The organism is Pseudomonas sp. CK-NBRI-02 (assembly GCF_008124495.1).
Classification (GTDB): Bacteria; Pseudomonadota; Gammaproteobacteria; order Pseudomonadales; family Pseudomonadaceae; genus Aquipseudomonas; species Aquipseudomonas guariconensis.
The window spans coordinates 17,806-32,654 of record NZ_VSJH01000017.1; the positions used below are offsets into that span (position 1 = coordinate 17,806).

Annotated in this window: 14 protein-coding genes; 9 read left to right on the forward strand and 5 right to left on the reverse strand. The window is 62.7% G+C overall.

Going from position 1 to position 14,849, the window contains the following annotated elements:
- Positions 1 to 128: 128 nt before the first annotated feature.
- A complete protein-coding gene (locus tag DQ397_RS13445; RefSeq protein ID WP_043212550.1) occupies positions 129 to 566 on the reverse strand; it encodes a hypothetical protein in 438 nt (145 codons plus the stop codon).
- On the opposite strand from DQ397_RS13445, the gene trmL reads away from it, so the two are divergent.
- The gene (gene trmL, locus DQ397_RS13450) at positions 565 to 1,026 is read left to right on the forward strand and encodes a tRNA (uridine(34)/cytosine(34)/5-carboxymethylaminomethyluridine(34)-2'-O)-methyltransferase TrmL (protein ID WP_043212548.1); all 462 of its coding nucleotides are present in this window, start codon (positions 565 to 567) and stop codon (positions 1,024 to 1,026) included. The two genes, DQ397_RS13445 and trmL, sit on opposite strands and share 2 nt — an antisense overlap.
- A gap of 91 nt (positions 1,027 to 1,117) precedes the next feature.
- Here the strand turns inward: trmL and secB are convergent, their stop codons facing one another.
- From secB to DQ397_RS13465, 3 genes are read right to left on the reverse strand one after another with little or no spacing between them, the layout of a single operon-like run.
- Positions 1,118 to 1,600 (reverse strand): protein-export chaperone SecB, encoded by a 483-nt coding sequence (gene secB / locus DQ397_RS13455; protein WP_043212546.1) that lies wholly within the window; start codon positions 1,598 to 1,600, stop codon positions 1,118 to 1,120.
- 38 nt (positions 1,601 to 1,638) lie between these two features.
- Positions 1,639 to 1,893, reverse strand: coding sequence for a glutaredoxin 3 (grxC, locus tag DQ397_RS13460; protein ID WP_043212544.1), 255 nt, complete (start codon positions 1,891 to 1,893; stop codon positions 1,639 to 1,641).
- Positions 1,894 to 1,895: 2 nt separating this feature from the next.
- Entirely contained in the window at positions 1,896 to 2,309 is a 414-nt protein-coding gene (locus DQ397_RS13465; RefSeq protein ID WP_043212541.1) for a rhodanese-like domain-containing protein, read from the reverse strand.
- A gap of 202 nt (positions 2,310 to 2,511) precedes the next feature.
- On the opposite strand from DQ397_RS13465, the gene gpmI reads away from it, so the two are divergent.
- The 5 genes from gpmI (at position 2,512) to DQ397_RS13490 (ending at position 8,163) form a co-directional block, all read left to right on the forward strand.
- Positions 2,512 to 4,047: a 2,3-bisphosphoglycerate-independent phosphoglycerate mutase gene (gpmI, locus tag DQ397_RS13470; protein WP_043212538.1), complete on the forward strand. Its 1,536-nt coding sequence runs from the start codon at positions 2,512 to 2,514 to the stop codon at positions 4,045 to 4,047.
- Between the two features lie 168 nt (positions 4,048 to 4,215).
- Entirely contained in the window at positions 4,216 to 5,499 is a 1,284-nt protein-coding gene (locus DQ397_RS13475; RefSeq protein WP_090343308.1) for a murein hydrolase activator EnvC, read from the forward strand.
- A 79-nt stretch (positions 5,500 to 5,578) separates the two neighbouring features.
- Positions 5,579 to 6,904, forward strand: a complete 1,326-nt coding sequence (locus DQ397_RS13480; RefSeq protein WP_043212530.1) for a S41 family peptidase — start codon at positions 5,579 to 5,581, stop codon at positions 6,902 to 6,904.
- An 8-nt stretch (positions 6,905 to 6,912) separates the two neighbouring features.
- Complete coding sequence (locus DQ397_RS13485) at positions 6,913 to 7,677, forward strand: divergent polysaccharide deacetylase family protein (RefSeq protein ID WP_043212528.1); 765 nt, start codon at positions 6,913 to 6,915, stop codon at positions 7,675 to 7,677.
- A gap of 87 nt (positions 7,678 to 7,764) precedes the next feature.
- Positions 7,765 to 8,163: a hypothetical protein gene (locus DQ397_RS13490; protein ID WP_043212525.1), complete on the forward strand. Its 399-nt coding sequence runs from the start codon at positions 7,765 to 7,767 to the stop codon at positions 8,161 to 8,163.
- 58 nt (positions 8,164 to 8,221) lie between these two features.
- Here the strand turns inward: DQ397_RS13490 and DQ397_RS13495 are convergent, their stop codons facing one another.
- Positions 8,222 to 10,225, reverse strand: a complete 2,004-nt coding sequence (locus DQ397_RS13495; RefSeq protein WP_043212522.1) for a BCCT family transporter — start codon at positions 10,223 to 10,225, stop codon at positions 8,222 to 8,224.
- A 420-nt stretch (positions 10,226 to 10,645) separates the two neighbouring features.
- Between DQ397_RS13495 and betI the strand changes: the two genes are divergently transcribed.
- From betI to betA, 3 genes are all read left to right on the forward strand, one after another.
- A complete protein-coding gene (betI, locus tag DQ397_RS13500) occupies positions 10,646 to 11,302 on the forward strand; it encodes a transcriptional regulator BetI (RefSeq protein ID WP_043212519.1) in 657 nt (218 codons plus the stop codon).
- Positions 11,303 to 11,340: 38 nt separating this feature from the next.
- Entirely contained in the window at positions 11,341 to 12,813 is a 1,473-nt protein-coding gene (betB, locus tag DQ397_RS13505) for a betaine-aldehyde dehydrogenase (RefSeq protein WP_043212517.1), read from the forward strand.
- An 81-nt stretch (positions 12,814 to 12,894) separates the two neighbouring features.
- A complete protein-coding gene (gene betA, locus DQ397_RS13510; RefSeq protein WP_043212515.1) occupies positions 12,895 to 14,592 on the forward strand; it encodes a choline dehydrogenase in 1,698 nt (565 codons plus the stop codon).
- Positions 14,593 to 14,849: the final 257 nt, after the last annotated feature.

The window sequence follows — 14,849 nt, forward strand, 5'->3', positions numbered from 1 at the left end:
AAAACCCCGCCAAAACCGCTCAATACCCAGCGTTTCTGTAGGTTCAGAAACTGGCACGGCATCTGCAATAAGACAGATATCTCCAGTTTCGGGGACCTCGGTACAGGCAGGCCGGGATATCCCCTCTTTTATTCGTGCAGCCTCACCTGCACCCGCCAGCGCCCAGCGTCCTGTGCACCGCTCCACTCGCCGTGCAGAGGGCGCGCGGCGACTACCGTCAGCAACAAACCTTCCTCGCTGTTCTGTAACCGCCAGCCAGCCGGCTTTCCTTGCACTTGCAACTGGCCTCGCTGGGGCTGGCCCTCGGCCTGGAACACAACAGCCACCGTGCCCTGCACCGTTTCACCGTGCAGCTTGGGCTCGTCGTTGAACCACAAATCCAGGCCGTCCTGCACCACTTCCACCTGTTCGAGCACCCGCTCTTGGGGCGCAGTCAGGCGTCCGATCATCAACCCCACCATCATGCCGACGATTGCCAGGGACAACAGCACACGTGGCCAAGCCTTCGAACGCAGGTCGGGTTCAAGGGTAGAATGCTCGTCATCTTCACGCCTGGAGCCGTGCATGTTTCACGTCATCCTCTTTCAACCAGAGATTCCGCCGAATACCGGCAACATTATCCGCCTCTGCGCCAACAGCGGCTGCGCCCTGCACCTGATCGAGCCGCTGGGCTTCGAGCTGGACGACAAGCGCTTGCGCCGGGCAGGGTTGGATTACCACGAGTATGCCACGCTCAAGCGCTACCAGAGCCTGGCTGACTGCCTGGAGAGCCTCGGCCAGCCGCGACTGTTCGCCTTTACCACCAAAGGCTCGCATGCCTTCCACGAGGTCGATTACCAGCCGGGCGATGCCTTCCTGTTCGGCCCCGAGAGCCGGGGCTTGCCCACCGAGGTGCTGGACAGCCTGCCTGCGCAGCAGCGCCTGCGCCTGCCCATGCGGCCCGGCTGCCGCAGCCTGAACCTGTCCAACACCGTGGCGGTAACCGTCTACGAGGCGTGGCGCCAGCAGGGCTTTGCCGGCAGTTGATGCCCAGCCTGTTCGGGGGCAAACCCGCGAACCGGGAACTCACCGACAAAAAAGGGCGACCGAAGTCGCCCTTTGCTTTTTTTTACAGCGATTACTGCATGGTCGGCGCTTCGCCGGCTTCCTGCATGCGCTGCATTTCCTGCGCGTACAAGGCGTCGAAGTTGACCGGGGAGAGCATCAGCGCCGGGAACGAACCACGGGTCACCAGGCTGTCCAGGGTCTCGCGGGCATACGGGAACAGAATGTTCGGGCAGAACGCACCAAGGGTATGGCTCATGGAGGCCGCGTCGAGGTTCTTGATCAGGAAGATACCGGCCTGCTGCACTTCGGCGATGAAGGCCACTTCTTCACCGTTCTTGACGGTCACGGACAGGGTCAGCACCACTTCGTGGAAATCGCTTTCCAGGGCTTTCTGGCGGGTGTTGAGGTCCAGCGAGACGCTCGGTTCCCACTGCTGACGGAAGATCTGCGGGCTCTTCGGCGCCTCGAAGGACAGGTCGCGCACGTAGATGCGCTGCAGGGAGAATTGCGGGGAATTGTCGTCGGCGGCGCCGTTGTTCTGCTGGTCAGTCATGGCAGATCTTTTCCTAATGGTTATGTAAGAGCTGTGATTCAAGCCTCGAGCAGGGCATCGAGTTTGCCCGCCCGCTCCAATGCATAGAGGTCATCGCATCCGCCAACGTGGGTGGTGCCGATCCAGATCTGCGGTACCGAGGTGCGGCCCGCCTTCTGGCTCATCTCGGCGCGCACTTGCGGCTTGCCGTCGACCTTGATTTCCTCGAAGGCCACGCCCTTGCTCTCGAGCAGGTACTTGGCACGCATGCAATAGGGGCAATAGTCGCTGGAGTAGACGATGACAGGCTTCATGATCACTTCACCAGGGGCAGGTTATCGGCTTTCCAGCTGGAAACGCCACCGCTGAGCTTGGCGGCAGTGTAACCAGCCTTGAGCAGCTCGCGGCAGATGGTGCCGGACTGCTGGCCCATGCTGTCCACGACGATCAGGGTCTTGCCCTTGTGCTTGTCCAGCTCGGCCATACGGTTGACCAGTTTGTCCTGCGGGATGTTCAGGGCGCCGACGATATGGCCCGACGAGTATTCCTTGCTCGGACGGATGTCGATCACCACGCCTTTGTCGGCGTTGACCAGCGCGGTCAGCTGGCCGTTGCTCAGACTCTGGCCACCACGGCGGATTTCGTTGATGAGCAGCAGGACCAGCAGAACAACGAAGATCGCCACCAGGATGTAGTGGTTTGTCGCAAATTGAATCAGGTTAGCAACCATCTGAGGGTGTTCCACGCGATTGAAAATGCCGGCCAGTATACACAGCCCCCCAGGCCCGCCAAAGCCCGGCGGCCCCACTGGAAAATCCCTCGTATCGACAGCCTGTCGGGCACTGCCCGTTCATTTGGAGGAAATTGGCCGCCGCTGGCCGATTTGCCCTAAAATGCGTGTCTTTATCATCTTGCAACCGTGAGTAGGATTGATGACGAACACGCCAAAACCCTTGGTCCTGATTATCCTCGATGGTTTCGGGCATAGCGAAAGCCCCGAATACAACGCCATCTTCGCCGCCAATACACCGGTCTACGATCGCCTGCGCGCCAGCCAGCCCAACGGGTTGATCTCCGGTTCCGGCATGGATGTCGGCCTGCCCGACGGCCAGATGGGCAACTCCGAGGTCGGTCACATGAACCTCGGTGCCGGGCGAGTGGTGTACCAGGACTTCACCCGGGTCACCAAGGCCATCCGCGATGGCGAGTTCTTCAGCAACCCGGTGCTCACCGGCGCGGTGGACAAGGCCGTGGGCGCCGGCAAGGCCGTGCATATTCTCGGCCTGCTGTCCGACGGTGGCGTACACAGCCACCAGGATCACCTCATCGCGATGGCCGAACTGGCCGCACAGCGTGGCGCCGACAAGATTTACCTGCATGCCTTCCTCGATGGCCGCGATACTCCACCGCGCAGCGCGCAGTCGTCCATCGAACTGCTCGATGCCACCTTCGCCAAACTGGGCAAGGGCCGCATCGCCAGCCTCATCGGCCGCTACTACGCCATGGACCGCGACAACCGCTGGGACCGTGTCAGCGCCGCCTACAACCTGATTGTCGACAGCGTCGCCGACTACACCGCGCCATCGGCCCTGGCCGGCCTGGAAGCGGCCTACGCCCGTGATGAAAGCGACGAGTTCGTCAAGGCCACCCGCATCGGAGAAGCCGTCAAGGTCGAGGACGGCGACGCCGTCATCTTCATGAACTTCCGTGCCGACCGTGCCCGCGAGCTGTCCCGCGCATTCGTCGAGGCAGACTTCAACGAGTTCCCTCGCGCCCGTCTGCCCAAGCTGGCCGCCTATATTGGCCTGACCCAATACTCGGCCAAGATCCCGGCCCCGGCCGCATTCGCTCCAGCCAGCCTGGACAATGTACTCGGCGAATACCTGGCCAAGAAGGGCAAGACCCAGCTGCGCATCGCCGAGACCGAGAAGTACGCCCACGTCACCTTCTTCTTCTCGGGTGGTCGTGAGGAGCCGTTCGAAGGCGAGGAGCGCATCCTGATCCCATCGCCGAAGGTCGCCACCTACGACCTGCAGCCGGAAATGAGCGCACCGGAAGTCACCGATCGTATCGTCGAGGCCATCGAGCAGCAGCGCTACGACGTGATCGTGGTCAACTACGCCAACGGCGACATGGTCGGCCACACCGGTGTGTTCGAAGCCGCGGTCAAGGCGGTCGAGGCGCTGGACGGCTGCGTCGGACGCATCGTCCAGGCACTGGACAAGGTGGGCGGCGAAGCGCTGATCACCGCCGACCATGGCAACGTCGAGCAGATGGAAGACGCCTGCACGGGCCAAGCGCACACCGCCCATACCACCGAGCCTGTGCCGTTCATCTATGTCGGCAAGCGCAACCTCAAGGTTCGCGAAGGCGGCGTGCTGGCGGACGTGGCGCCAACCATGCTCAAGCTGCTGGGCCTGGAAAAGCCTGCCGAAATGACCGGTACGTCGATCCTCGTCGACGACTGATCCACACGTCGCGAAGCACACGCTGCAAGTGGCAATAAAAAGCGGGCCAGCGCTCGCTGTTTCTTGACACTTGCAGCTTGAAGCTGACCGCTGACACTGCGAGACGTTTTTTTTGCAGGCCCAGGCGGGCATACTAGGCCAGTCTCCATCCCTGGTACGCCCAACTCCATGCTTCGCGCCCTGATCCTACTCGCCCTGTCCTGCCTGCTCAGCCCGGCCTTTGCCGACGAGCGCGCGCAGACCCAGCAACAACTGGAAGCCACCCGCCAGGACATCGCCGAGCTGAAGAAGATGCTGGGCAAGCTCCAGGAGGAAAAGTCCGGCGTGCAAAAAGACCTCAAGTCCACCGAGACCGAAATCGGCGACCTGGAAAAGCAGGTGGAGGCTCTGCAACAAGAACTAAAAAAGACCGAGGGCGAGCTGGAGCGCCTTGATACCGAGAAAAAAAAACTCCAGAGCGCCCGCGTTGAACAACAGCGACTGATCGCCATCCAGGCCCGCTCCGCCTACCAGAGCGGCCGCGAGGAATACCTCAAGCTGCTGCTCAACCAGCAGAATCCCGAGAAATTCGCCCGCACCCTCACCTATTACGACTACCTGAGCAAGGCGCGCCTCGAACAACTGCGCACCTTCAACGAGACCCTGCGCCAGCTGGCCAACGTCGAGCAGGACATCAGCCGCCAACAGGCGCAATTGCTGGCCCAGCGTGGCAACCTCGACAGCCGCCGCCAGGAACTTGAGGCCGTGCGCAACGAACGCCGGCAAGTCCTGGCCAAGCTCAACACCGACATGCAGGCTCGCGACCAGAAACTGCAGTCCCGCCAGCAGGATCAGGCCGAGCTGACCAAGGTCCTCAAGACCATCGAGGAAACCCTCGCCCGCCAGGCCCGCGAAGCCGAAGAAGCCCGCAAGAAAGCCTTGCTGGCCCAGCAGCAGGCCGAAGAGCAGCGCCGCCAGCAGCAGGCCCTTGCCGCCAACGAAGAAGAAGCCCCGAAAAAAACCCGCACCACCCTCGGCCCCCTCGTTTCCAGCGAAGGCGCAAGCTACGGCGGCGCTTTTTCTGCTGCCCGCGGAAAACTTCCCTGGCCGGTCAATGGTCGATTGCTGGCACGCTTCGGCGATGCACGCGGTGGCGATGACCGGGCCAAGTGGGACGGTGTGATGATCGGCGCCAACCCGGGCACCCAGGTGCGCGCCGTACACGGCGGGCGCGTGGTGTTCGCCGACTGGTTGCGTGGCGCTGGACTTCTGGTCATTCTCGACCATGGTAATGGTTACCTGAGCCTGTACGGCCACAACCAGAGCCTGCTCAAGCGCGCCGGCGACATCGTCAAGGCCGGAGAGGCCATCTCCACCGTTGGCGACAGCGGTGGACAGGACAGCTCGGGCCTGTATTTCGCCATTCGCCAGCAGGGTCGCCCCACCGACCCTTCGCAGTGGTGCCGCGGTTAGTCACCTTTTTTACGGCATAGCCACAGCTGCGCCGATGCTCCTTCGAGGGAGCACCAACAGGATCAGGAGTTCGTTCGACATGCTGCACTCGTCTCGCCTCACCCAGCTGGCCCTGACCATCGCCCTGGTGGTCGGCGCGCCCCTGGTTTCCGCCGCCGAGCCGGCCGCACCGGCCAGCCGCGCGGCGGTACCGGCCACCGAGGTGACCGCCAAGGCGCCGCTGCCGCTGGATGAGCTGCGCACCTTCGCCGAGGTCCTTGATCGCATCAAGGCCGCCTATGTCGAGCCGGTGGACGACAAGACCCTCCTGGAAAACGCCATCAAGGGCATGCTGAGCAATCTCGATCCTCACTCGGCCTATCTGGGGCCAGAGGACTTCCAAGAGCTGCAGGAAAGCACCAGCGGCGAGTTCGGCGGCCTGGGGATCGAAGTGGGCATGGAGGACGGCTTCGTCAAGGTGGTGTCGCCGATCGACGACACCCCGGCCTCGCGCGCCGGCATCGAGGCAGGCGATCTGATCGTCAAGATCAACGGCGCCCCGACCCGCGGCCAGACCATGACCGAAGCCGTGGACAAGATGCGCGGCAAGGTGGGCGAGAAGATCACTCTGACCCTGGTCCGCGACGGCGGCACGCCCTTCGACGTGACCCTCGCCCGCGCGGTGATCCAGGTCAAGAGCGTCAAGAGTCAGCTGCTGGAGAACGACTACGGCTACATCCGTATCACCCAGTTCCAGGTCAAGACCGGCGAGGAAGTCGGCAAGGCATTGGCCAAGCTGCGCAAGGACAACGGCAAGAAACTGCGCGGCGTGGTCCTGGACCTGCGCAACAACCCCGGCGGCGTCCTGCAATCGGCGGTGGAAGTGGCCGACCACTTCCTCACCAAAGGCCTGATCGTCTACACCAAGGGCCGCATCGCCAACTCCGAGCTGCGCTTCTCCGCCGACCGGGCCGACGCCAGCGAAGGCGTGCCGCTGGTGGTGCTGATCAACGGCGGCAGCGCCTCGGCTTCGGAAATCGTCGCAGGCGCCCTGCAGGACCAGAAGCGTGCGGTGCTGATGGGTACCGACAGCTTCGGCAAGGGCTCGGTACAGACCGTGTTGCCGCTGAACAACGACCGCGCGCTCAAGCTCACCACCGCGCTGTACTTCACGCCCAACGGCCGTTCGATCCAGGCCCAGGGCATTGTCCCGGACATCGAGGTACGCCCAGCCAAGCTCACCGCCGAAGCGGACACCGAGAACTTCAAGGAAGCCGACCTGCAGGGCCACCTGGGCAACGGCAACGGCGGTGCCGACCGTCCGACCGGCAGCAGCAAGCGCAAGGAGCGGCCGCAGGATGGTGACTTCCAGCTCAGCCAGGCCCTGAGCCTGCTCAAAGGCCTGAACATCACCAAGGGCGACTGACCCGTCTCATGCGTTACCTGCTGTTGACGCTGTTCTGCCTGTTGGCCGGCACCGCCCATGCGGCGCCGGCCAAGGCCTACATGAGCATCATCATCGACGACCTGGGCCAGAGCAGCGAGCGCGACAGCCGCACCCTCGCCCTGCCGGGCCCGATCACGATGGCTATCATGCCCGATACGCCCCATGCCACCGACTTCGCCCGCCAAGCCCACAAAGCCGGGCGCACGGTGATCCTGCACATGCCCATGGACCCTGCCACCGGCCCGTACGCCTGGCACCCAGGCACCCCGATCGAAGAGCTCGCCCGCCGCCTGGATGCCGCCTTGGCCAAAGTGCCCTTCGCCGCCGGCATCAACAATCATATGGGCAGCCGCATGACCTCCCAGGCCGAGCCCATGACCTGGCTGATGGCAGAGTTGCAGCGGCGCCACCTGTTCTTCGTCGACAGCCGCACCAGTGCCGCCACCGTGGCCGCGGCCAAGGCCCAGGCACTTGGACTGGCGCATGTTTCGCGAGATGTCTTCCTGGACGATACCCGCACCACCGAGGCCATCTCCGCGCAGCTGCAGCAGGGCGTGGCCTTGGCCCGCAGACAAGGCTCGGCAGTGCTCATCGGCCACCCCTACCCTCAGACCCTGGACGTGCTGGAACGAGAACTTCCCCGACTCAAGCAGCAGGGCATAGAGCTGATCGGCCTTCACCAGATGATCGCCGAACGGAGCAACCAGGCCATGCCCGCCCATGGCAAGCATGGCCGTTACAGCAACCGCTGAAGCCATCACGCTTCACTAAAGATGTACCGCGCTGCGCTCACTTTCAGCACTCACAGTGACCCTTCTACACAAATAAGGAGGGTCACCATGCTCGCGCGACATTCGATCTGCCTAGGGCTGGTATTCGCCTGGATTGCCTCGCCTGCGTTGGCCGGCCCAGTGCCCGGCAAGCAGGCCTGGCCTTCTGCGCGGATGCTCTGGCCAGCGCCCGTTCCCGATCCGGACATGACCCTAGAGCGCCTCGACAACGGCGACATGAAGGTCACCTGGAAGATCGCCCCGCCGGACCTTCAGTGCTATCGCATCAAGCACGGCCCGCACGGGACCCTCGACTGCAACGAGCCGGCTGGCTACCAAATGCTTCGCCATGCCAGCCAGGAATTCAAATGGCAGGACCTGCCCCTGAAGCTCTGCACCAAAGCCGAGGACATCGCCAAACACCACTCGGCGCCACGCGAAGACCTGTTGCTCCTGCAAGCCCCCTGAAACGACAAAGGCCCGACTCTCGCGAGTCGGGCCTTTGTCATGACAAGCTCAGGCGCTATCAGCTATAGACACGCCCCAGCAACTGGCGGTGGCTTTCGAACTGATCCAGCACGTCGCGCACGATCTGCTCCGGCGTGAAGCCCATCAGGTCGTATTCCTGGCTGCCATCATGCAAGTAGACCTCAGCGCGGTAGAAACGCTGGCGCACTTCTGCATCACCTTCTGCCGCGGCCTCGCTCGGCGCGGCCTGGTAGCCATCCAGGCTCACTTCGTAGACGAAGGGATTACCCTCTTCCATCATCACGCGCAGACCCATCAGCGAACGGGAGTGACCGGCACGTGCCTCGACATCGAAGCCCTGGTTACGCATCTGCGCGGCGGCTTCCTTGAGCGCCGGGCTGACGTACTTGTCCATGAAGCGCTGGACCACGGCCTGGCTCGGCTGCAAATCCATCTGGCTCAGGCGCTCGCTGAAGCCACGACGGCCACGGGCAGCCAGTTCGGCACGCTCCTGCTCGACCGCAACGTCCTGCTTCATGGCCTTGTACAGACCGAACATGAACAGCACCAGCACCACGGAGAACGGCAAGCCAGCCAGAACCACCATGGTCTGCATGGCTTCGAAGTTACCGGCGAACAGCAGGCCGATGGTTACCAGCGTAATGACGACCGACCAGAACACCACCATCCAGTGCGGGGCGTCTTCATCCACCTTGCCGCCTTTGCACGACAGGTTGGCCATCATCACTGCACCGGAGTCGGCCGGGGTGAGGAACAGCACGAAGCCGACGAACACCGCCACACCGATGACGAACTTGGCTGCCGGGAAGAATTCCAGCAACTGATAGATCGACATCGACGGCTGTTCCAACGCGGTCTTGCCCAACTCCACAGCGCCCTGGTTAACCACCAGGTCCAGCGCGGTGTTGCCGAAGATCGACAGCCACGCCAGGGTAAAGCCCAGCGGGATCAACAGCACGCCACTGACCAGCTGGCGCACGGTACGGCCCTTGGAGATACGGGCAATGAACATACCGACGAATGGGCCCCAGGAGATCCACCAGGCCCAGTAGAACACGGTCCACAGGCCCAGCCAGCGCTCGGACTTGGCGCCGTCGCCTTCATAGACGTACAGGTCGAACGTCTTGAGCACGATGCCATTGAGGTAGTCACCGATGTTCTGCACGAAGCCGTTGAGCAGGTGCAGGGTGTTGCCACCCAACAGAACGAAGATCAACAGACCACTGAACAGCATGATGTTCAGGTTGGACAGACGGCGGATACCGTTTTCCACGCCCGACACCGCAGCCACGGTCGCCACGCCGGCCATGACCAGAATCACCGCCAGCAGGTTGGTCTTGCTGTGGTCGATGCCGAACAGGTACTCAAGGCCCGACGCCACCTGCATCGAACCGATACCCAGGTTGGTCACCAGGCCCAGCAAGGTGACGAACATGCCGAAGATGTCCACTGCGTTGCCGGCAGCGCCCTTGACCCAGCGCTCACCGACCAGCGGGTACAGAGCCGAACGCAGGGCCAACGGCTGGTTGTGGCGATAGGCGAAGTAGCCCACGGCCAAGCCAACCAGGGCGTAGATCGCCCAGCCATGCAGGCCCCAGTGCAGGAAGGTCAGTTGCAGCGCCTGGCGCGCGGCTTCATGGCTCGCGGCGGCACCTTCAGGCGGGTTGAAATAATGGTCCAGCGGCTCGGAGGCGCCGAAATACAGCAGCGAGATACCGATACCTGAGGAGAACAGCATGCCGGCCCAGGCGCCGTAGCTGAAATCGGGTTGGTCATCTTTGCCGCCAAGCTTGAGCTTGCCGAAGTCGGAGAAGGCCAGATAGACGACGAACAGCAGGTATCCGCAGATCACCAGCATGTAGTACCAACCGAAGGTACGGGTCAGCCAGGCCTGCGCCACGCTCAGCACACGGCCGGCGGTTTCAGGGACAGCGATAAGCAGGGCGGTCAAAACGAGGACCAGCAACGCGGAGGTATAGAACACAACGCGGTTGACCCGTACCCGTTCGGCGGGAGGGTTGGTTAGGGAGGCAGAACTCATTGCACGAATGCTCCGGGCAGTGCGGGAGTGGAGGCTAATCAGTCTTTCCCGAGCAAATGGTGCAATAGCCCCACAGCATCAGGTGTTATAAAAGCACCTAGGAAATCGCGATCCCGAATCGAATCGTTGCAAATAAAACAGATCCAAGCCCGCTCCAGTGGCTGCCCGCGCGGCCCATGACCGCTCGGCGGAATCTGCATTTCGCATCGCTCTTGCCCGTCAACGCCTTGTATTCCGGGGGTTACGCGATTTCCTGGGGTGTCAATCCGTGCCTTCTCGATCAGCTGAAAAACTGTCAATGGCACAAATTGTCGCAGAGCTTATTCTTTATTGATTGAACGTTCAATCAAAACAAAATAGACTGGCCTTCGCCGAGGCAGCCGCTCGTCGTCTGCTCGCAGGCCTGAGGAGATATGCAACATGCCCAAGGTCGGTATGCAACCCATCCGCCGCCAGCAGTTGATCGAAGCCACGTTGCAGGCGGTCGATCAGGTGGGACTGGGAGATGCCAGCATTGCGCTGATTGCCCGTTTGGCCGGTGTGTCGAACGGCATCATCAGTCACTACTTTCGGGACAAGAACGGCCTGATCGCAGCGACGATGGGTTACATCATGAGCATGCTCAACGAAGGCGTTGCGGCGCGTCGCCAGGCACTGACGGACGACAGCCCGCGCGCCCACCTTAAAGTGATCATCGAGGGCAACTTCGATGCGAGCCAGGTGAACGGCCCGGCAATGAAAACCTGGTTGGCCTTCTGGGCCTCCAGCATGCACCAGCCAGACCTGCACAGGTTGCAGCGGATCAACGACCACCGCTTGTATTCCAACCTGTGCTGCCAGTTCCGTCGCGTCCTGCCGCTCTACCATGCGCGCAAGGCTGCCCGCGGACTGGCGGCCCTGATCGATGGCCTGTGGCTGCGTGGCGCGCTGTCCGGTGATGCATTCGACACCGACCAGGCAATACGGATTGCTTACGAATACATGGATCTACAACTGGCTAAACAGCAGAGTCTGGACACTACCGGCCAGGCCTCTGAACAACCGCGCGCGGCGATTGCCAACCAGGCAGGAGCGTGACGCGGTAGCCAACCACACACTGCACTTGCGAGGACACTATGGCCCGTTTCGGAACGCAAAAACTCTACATTGATGGTGGTTACGTCGACGCTAGCACCGACGCCACTTTCGAAGCCATCAACCCGGCCACCGGCGAAGTCCTCGCCCACGTGCAACGTGCCACCCAGGCTGACGTCGAGCGCGCCGTCGAAAGCGCCGAGCGTGGCCAGAAAGTCTGGGCCGCAATGACCGCCATGCAGCGTTCGCGCATCCTGCGCCGCGCCGTCGAGATCCTGCGCGAGCGCAACGACGAGCTGGCCATGCTGGAAACCCTGGACACCGGCAAGTCCTATTCCGAAACCCGTTACGTCGACATCGTCACCGGCGCCGACGTGCTGGAATACTACGCAGGCCTGGTTCCTGCCATCGAAGGCGAGCAGATCCCGCTGCGCGAGAGCTCCTTCGTCTACACCCGCCGCGAGCCACTGGGCGTGACTGCCGGCATCGGTGCCTGGAACTACCCGATCCAGATCGCCCTGTGGAAATCCGCCCCGGCCCTGGCCGCCGGCAACGCCATGATCTTCAAGCCTTCGGAAGTCACCTCGCTGACCACCCTGAAGCTGGCCGAGATCTACACCGAAGCCGGCCTGCCGGACGGCGTGTTCAACGTCCTGACCGGCAGCGGTCGCGAAGTGGGCACCTGGCTGACCGAGCACCCGCGCATCGAGAAAGTCTCCTTCACCGGCGGCACCACCACCGGCAAGAAAGTCATGGCCAGCGCCTCGAGCTCCACGCTCAAGGAAGTCACCATGGAACTGGGCGGCAAGTCGCCGCTGATCATCTGCGACGACGCCGACCTGGACAAGGCCGCCGACATCGCCATGATGGCCAACTTCTACAGCTCCGGTCAGGTCTGCACCAACGGCACCCGCGTATTCATCCCGTCGTCGATGAAAGCGGCCTTCGAAGCCAAGATCGCCGAACGCGTCGCCCGCATCCGTGCCGGCAACCCGGAAGACGAGAACACCAACTTCGGTCCGCTGGTCAGCTTCGCGCACATGGAAAGCGTCCTGGGCTACATCGCCAAGGGCAAGGAAGAAGGTGCCCGCGTCCTGTGCGGCGGCGAGCGTCTGATGGCCGGTGACTTCGCCAAGGGCGCATTCGTTGCCCCGACCGTCTTCACCGACTGCACCGACGACATGACCATCGTCAAGGAAGAGATCTTCGGCCCGGTCATGAGCATCCTGACCTACGAAACCGAAGAAGAAGTCATCCGTCGCGCCAACGACACCGAGTACGGCCTGGCCGCCGGCGTCTGCACCAACGACATCAGCCGCGCCCACCGCATCATCCACAAGCTCGAAGCGGGCATCTGCTGGATCAACGCCTGGGGCGAATCGCCGGCCGAAATGCCGGTCGGCGGTTACAAGCAGTCGGGTGTCGGCCGTGAGAACGGTGTCAGCTCGCTGGCTCAATACACTCGCATCAAGTCGGTCCAGGTCGAGCTGGGCGGCTACAACTCGGTTTTCTGAACCCTGTCTAGCTAGCCACGCCCGTGCCGCTGCGCACGGGCGTTTCCGCTCCCTGATCACCGCCAACATGAGGGTACTTTCATGTCCAAAGAATACGATTACATCATCGTCGGTGCCGGCTCCGCCGGTAACACCCTGGCGACCCGCCTGACCGAAGATGCCGGCGTCACTGTACTGCTGCTGGAAGCCGGTGGCCCCGACTACCGCTTCGACTTCCGTACCCAGATGCCAGCCGCCCTGGCCTTCCCGCTGCAGGGCCGTCGCTACAACTGGGCATACGAAACCGATCCTGAGCCGCACATGAACAACCGCCGCATGGAGTGTGGCCGTGGCAAGGGCCTGGGTGGCTCTTCGCTGATCAACGGCATGTGCTACATCCGCGGCAACGCCATGGACTTCGACGGCTGGGCGAAACTGCCAGGCCTCGAAGACTGGACCTACCTGGACTGCCTGCCGTACTTCCGCAAGGCCGAAACCCGCGATATCGGCCCGAACGACTACCACGGCGGCGAAGGCCCGGTCAGCGTGACCACGCCTAAAGCCGGCAACAACCCACTGTTCCACGCCATGGTCGAAGCCGGCGTGCAGGCGGGTTACCCACGTACCGAAGACCTCAACGGCTACCAGCAGGAAGGCTTCGGTCCGATGGACCGTACCGTGACCAAGAACGGTCGTCGCTCCAGCACCGCCCGCGGCTATCTGGACCAGGCCAAGAAGCGTCCGAATCTGACCATCGTCACCCACGCCCTGACCGACCGCGTGCTGTTCGACGGCAAGCGCGCCATCGGCGTGACCTACCTGGTCGGCGACAGCGAAGAGCGCGTCGAAGCCCGTGCCCGCAAGGAAGTCATCGTCAGCTCCGGCGCCATCGCCTCGCCGCAGCTGCTGCAGCGCTCCGGCGTCGGTCCGCGCGAATTGCTCGAAAGCCTCGACATCCCGGTCGTCCACGATCTGCCAGGCGTCGGCGAGAACCTGCAGGACCACCTGGAGCTGTACCTGCAATACGCGTGCACCCAGCCGGTTTCGCTGTACCCGTCGCTGCTGTGGTGGAACCAGCCAGCCATTGGCGCTGAATGGATGTTCAACGGCACTGGCATCGGCGCCAGCAACCAGTTCGAGGCAGGCGGTTTCATCCGCACCCGTCCTGAGTTCGAATGGCCGAACATCCAGTACCACTTCCTGCCGGTTGCGATCAATTACAACGGCTCCAACGGCGTGAAGGAACACGGTTTCCAGGCCCACATGGGTTCGATGCGCTCGCCTAGCCGTGGCCGCATCAGACTCAAGTCCAAGGATCCGCGCCAGCACCCAAGCATCCTGTTCAACTACATGGCCACCGAGCAGGACTGGCAGGAATTCCGCGACGGCATCCGCCTGACCCGCGAGATCATGGCCCAGCCGGCGCTGGATCCATACCGTGGTCGCGAGATCAGCCCGGGCGCCCACGTGCAGACCGACGAGGAACTGGACAAGTTCATCCGCGAGCACGCCGAAACCGCCTTCCACCCGTCCTGCTCGTGCAAGATGGGCACCGACGACATGGCGGTGGTCGATGGCGAAGGCCGCGTGCACGGCATGCAGGGCCTGCGTGTGGTCGACGCGTCGATCATGCCGATCATCATCACCGGCAACCTCAATGCCACCACGATCATGATCGCCGAGAAAATCTCGGACAAGATCCGTGGCCGCAAGCCGCTGCCGCGCAGCACCGCCAAGTACTACGTGGCCAATGGCGCACCGGTGAAGGGCAAGCCTATGCGCGAGGTCAAGCAGGGCTGAACCTGTCCCGGCTTGTCCGTGACCAACGCCGCTCCCACAGGGATATCGCTGCCCATAAGCGCAGCGCAGTACCTGTAGGAGCGGGCTTGTCCCGCGATAGCGCCCGTACTGGCAACACCTGAAAAGGCACCCTCCGGGGTGCCTTTTTCATTTTCAGAAACGCTTTACAGGCTGCCAATTCATCAGGTTAGAATCGATTGGCACGCGACCTGCTAGTCAACGCTATCAAGTCCTTTTTCCCCGCGATGTACCGGAGT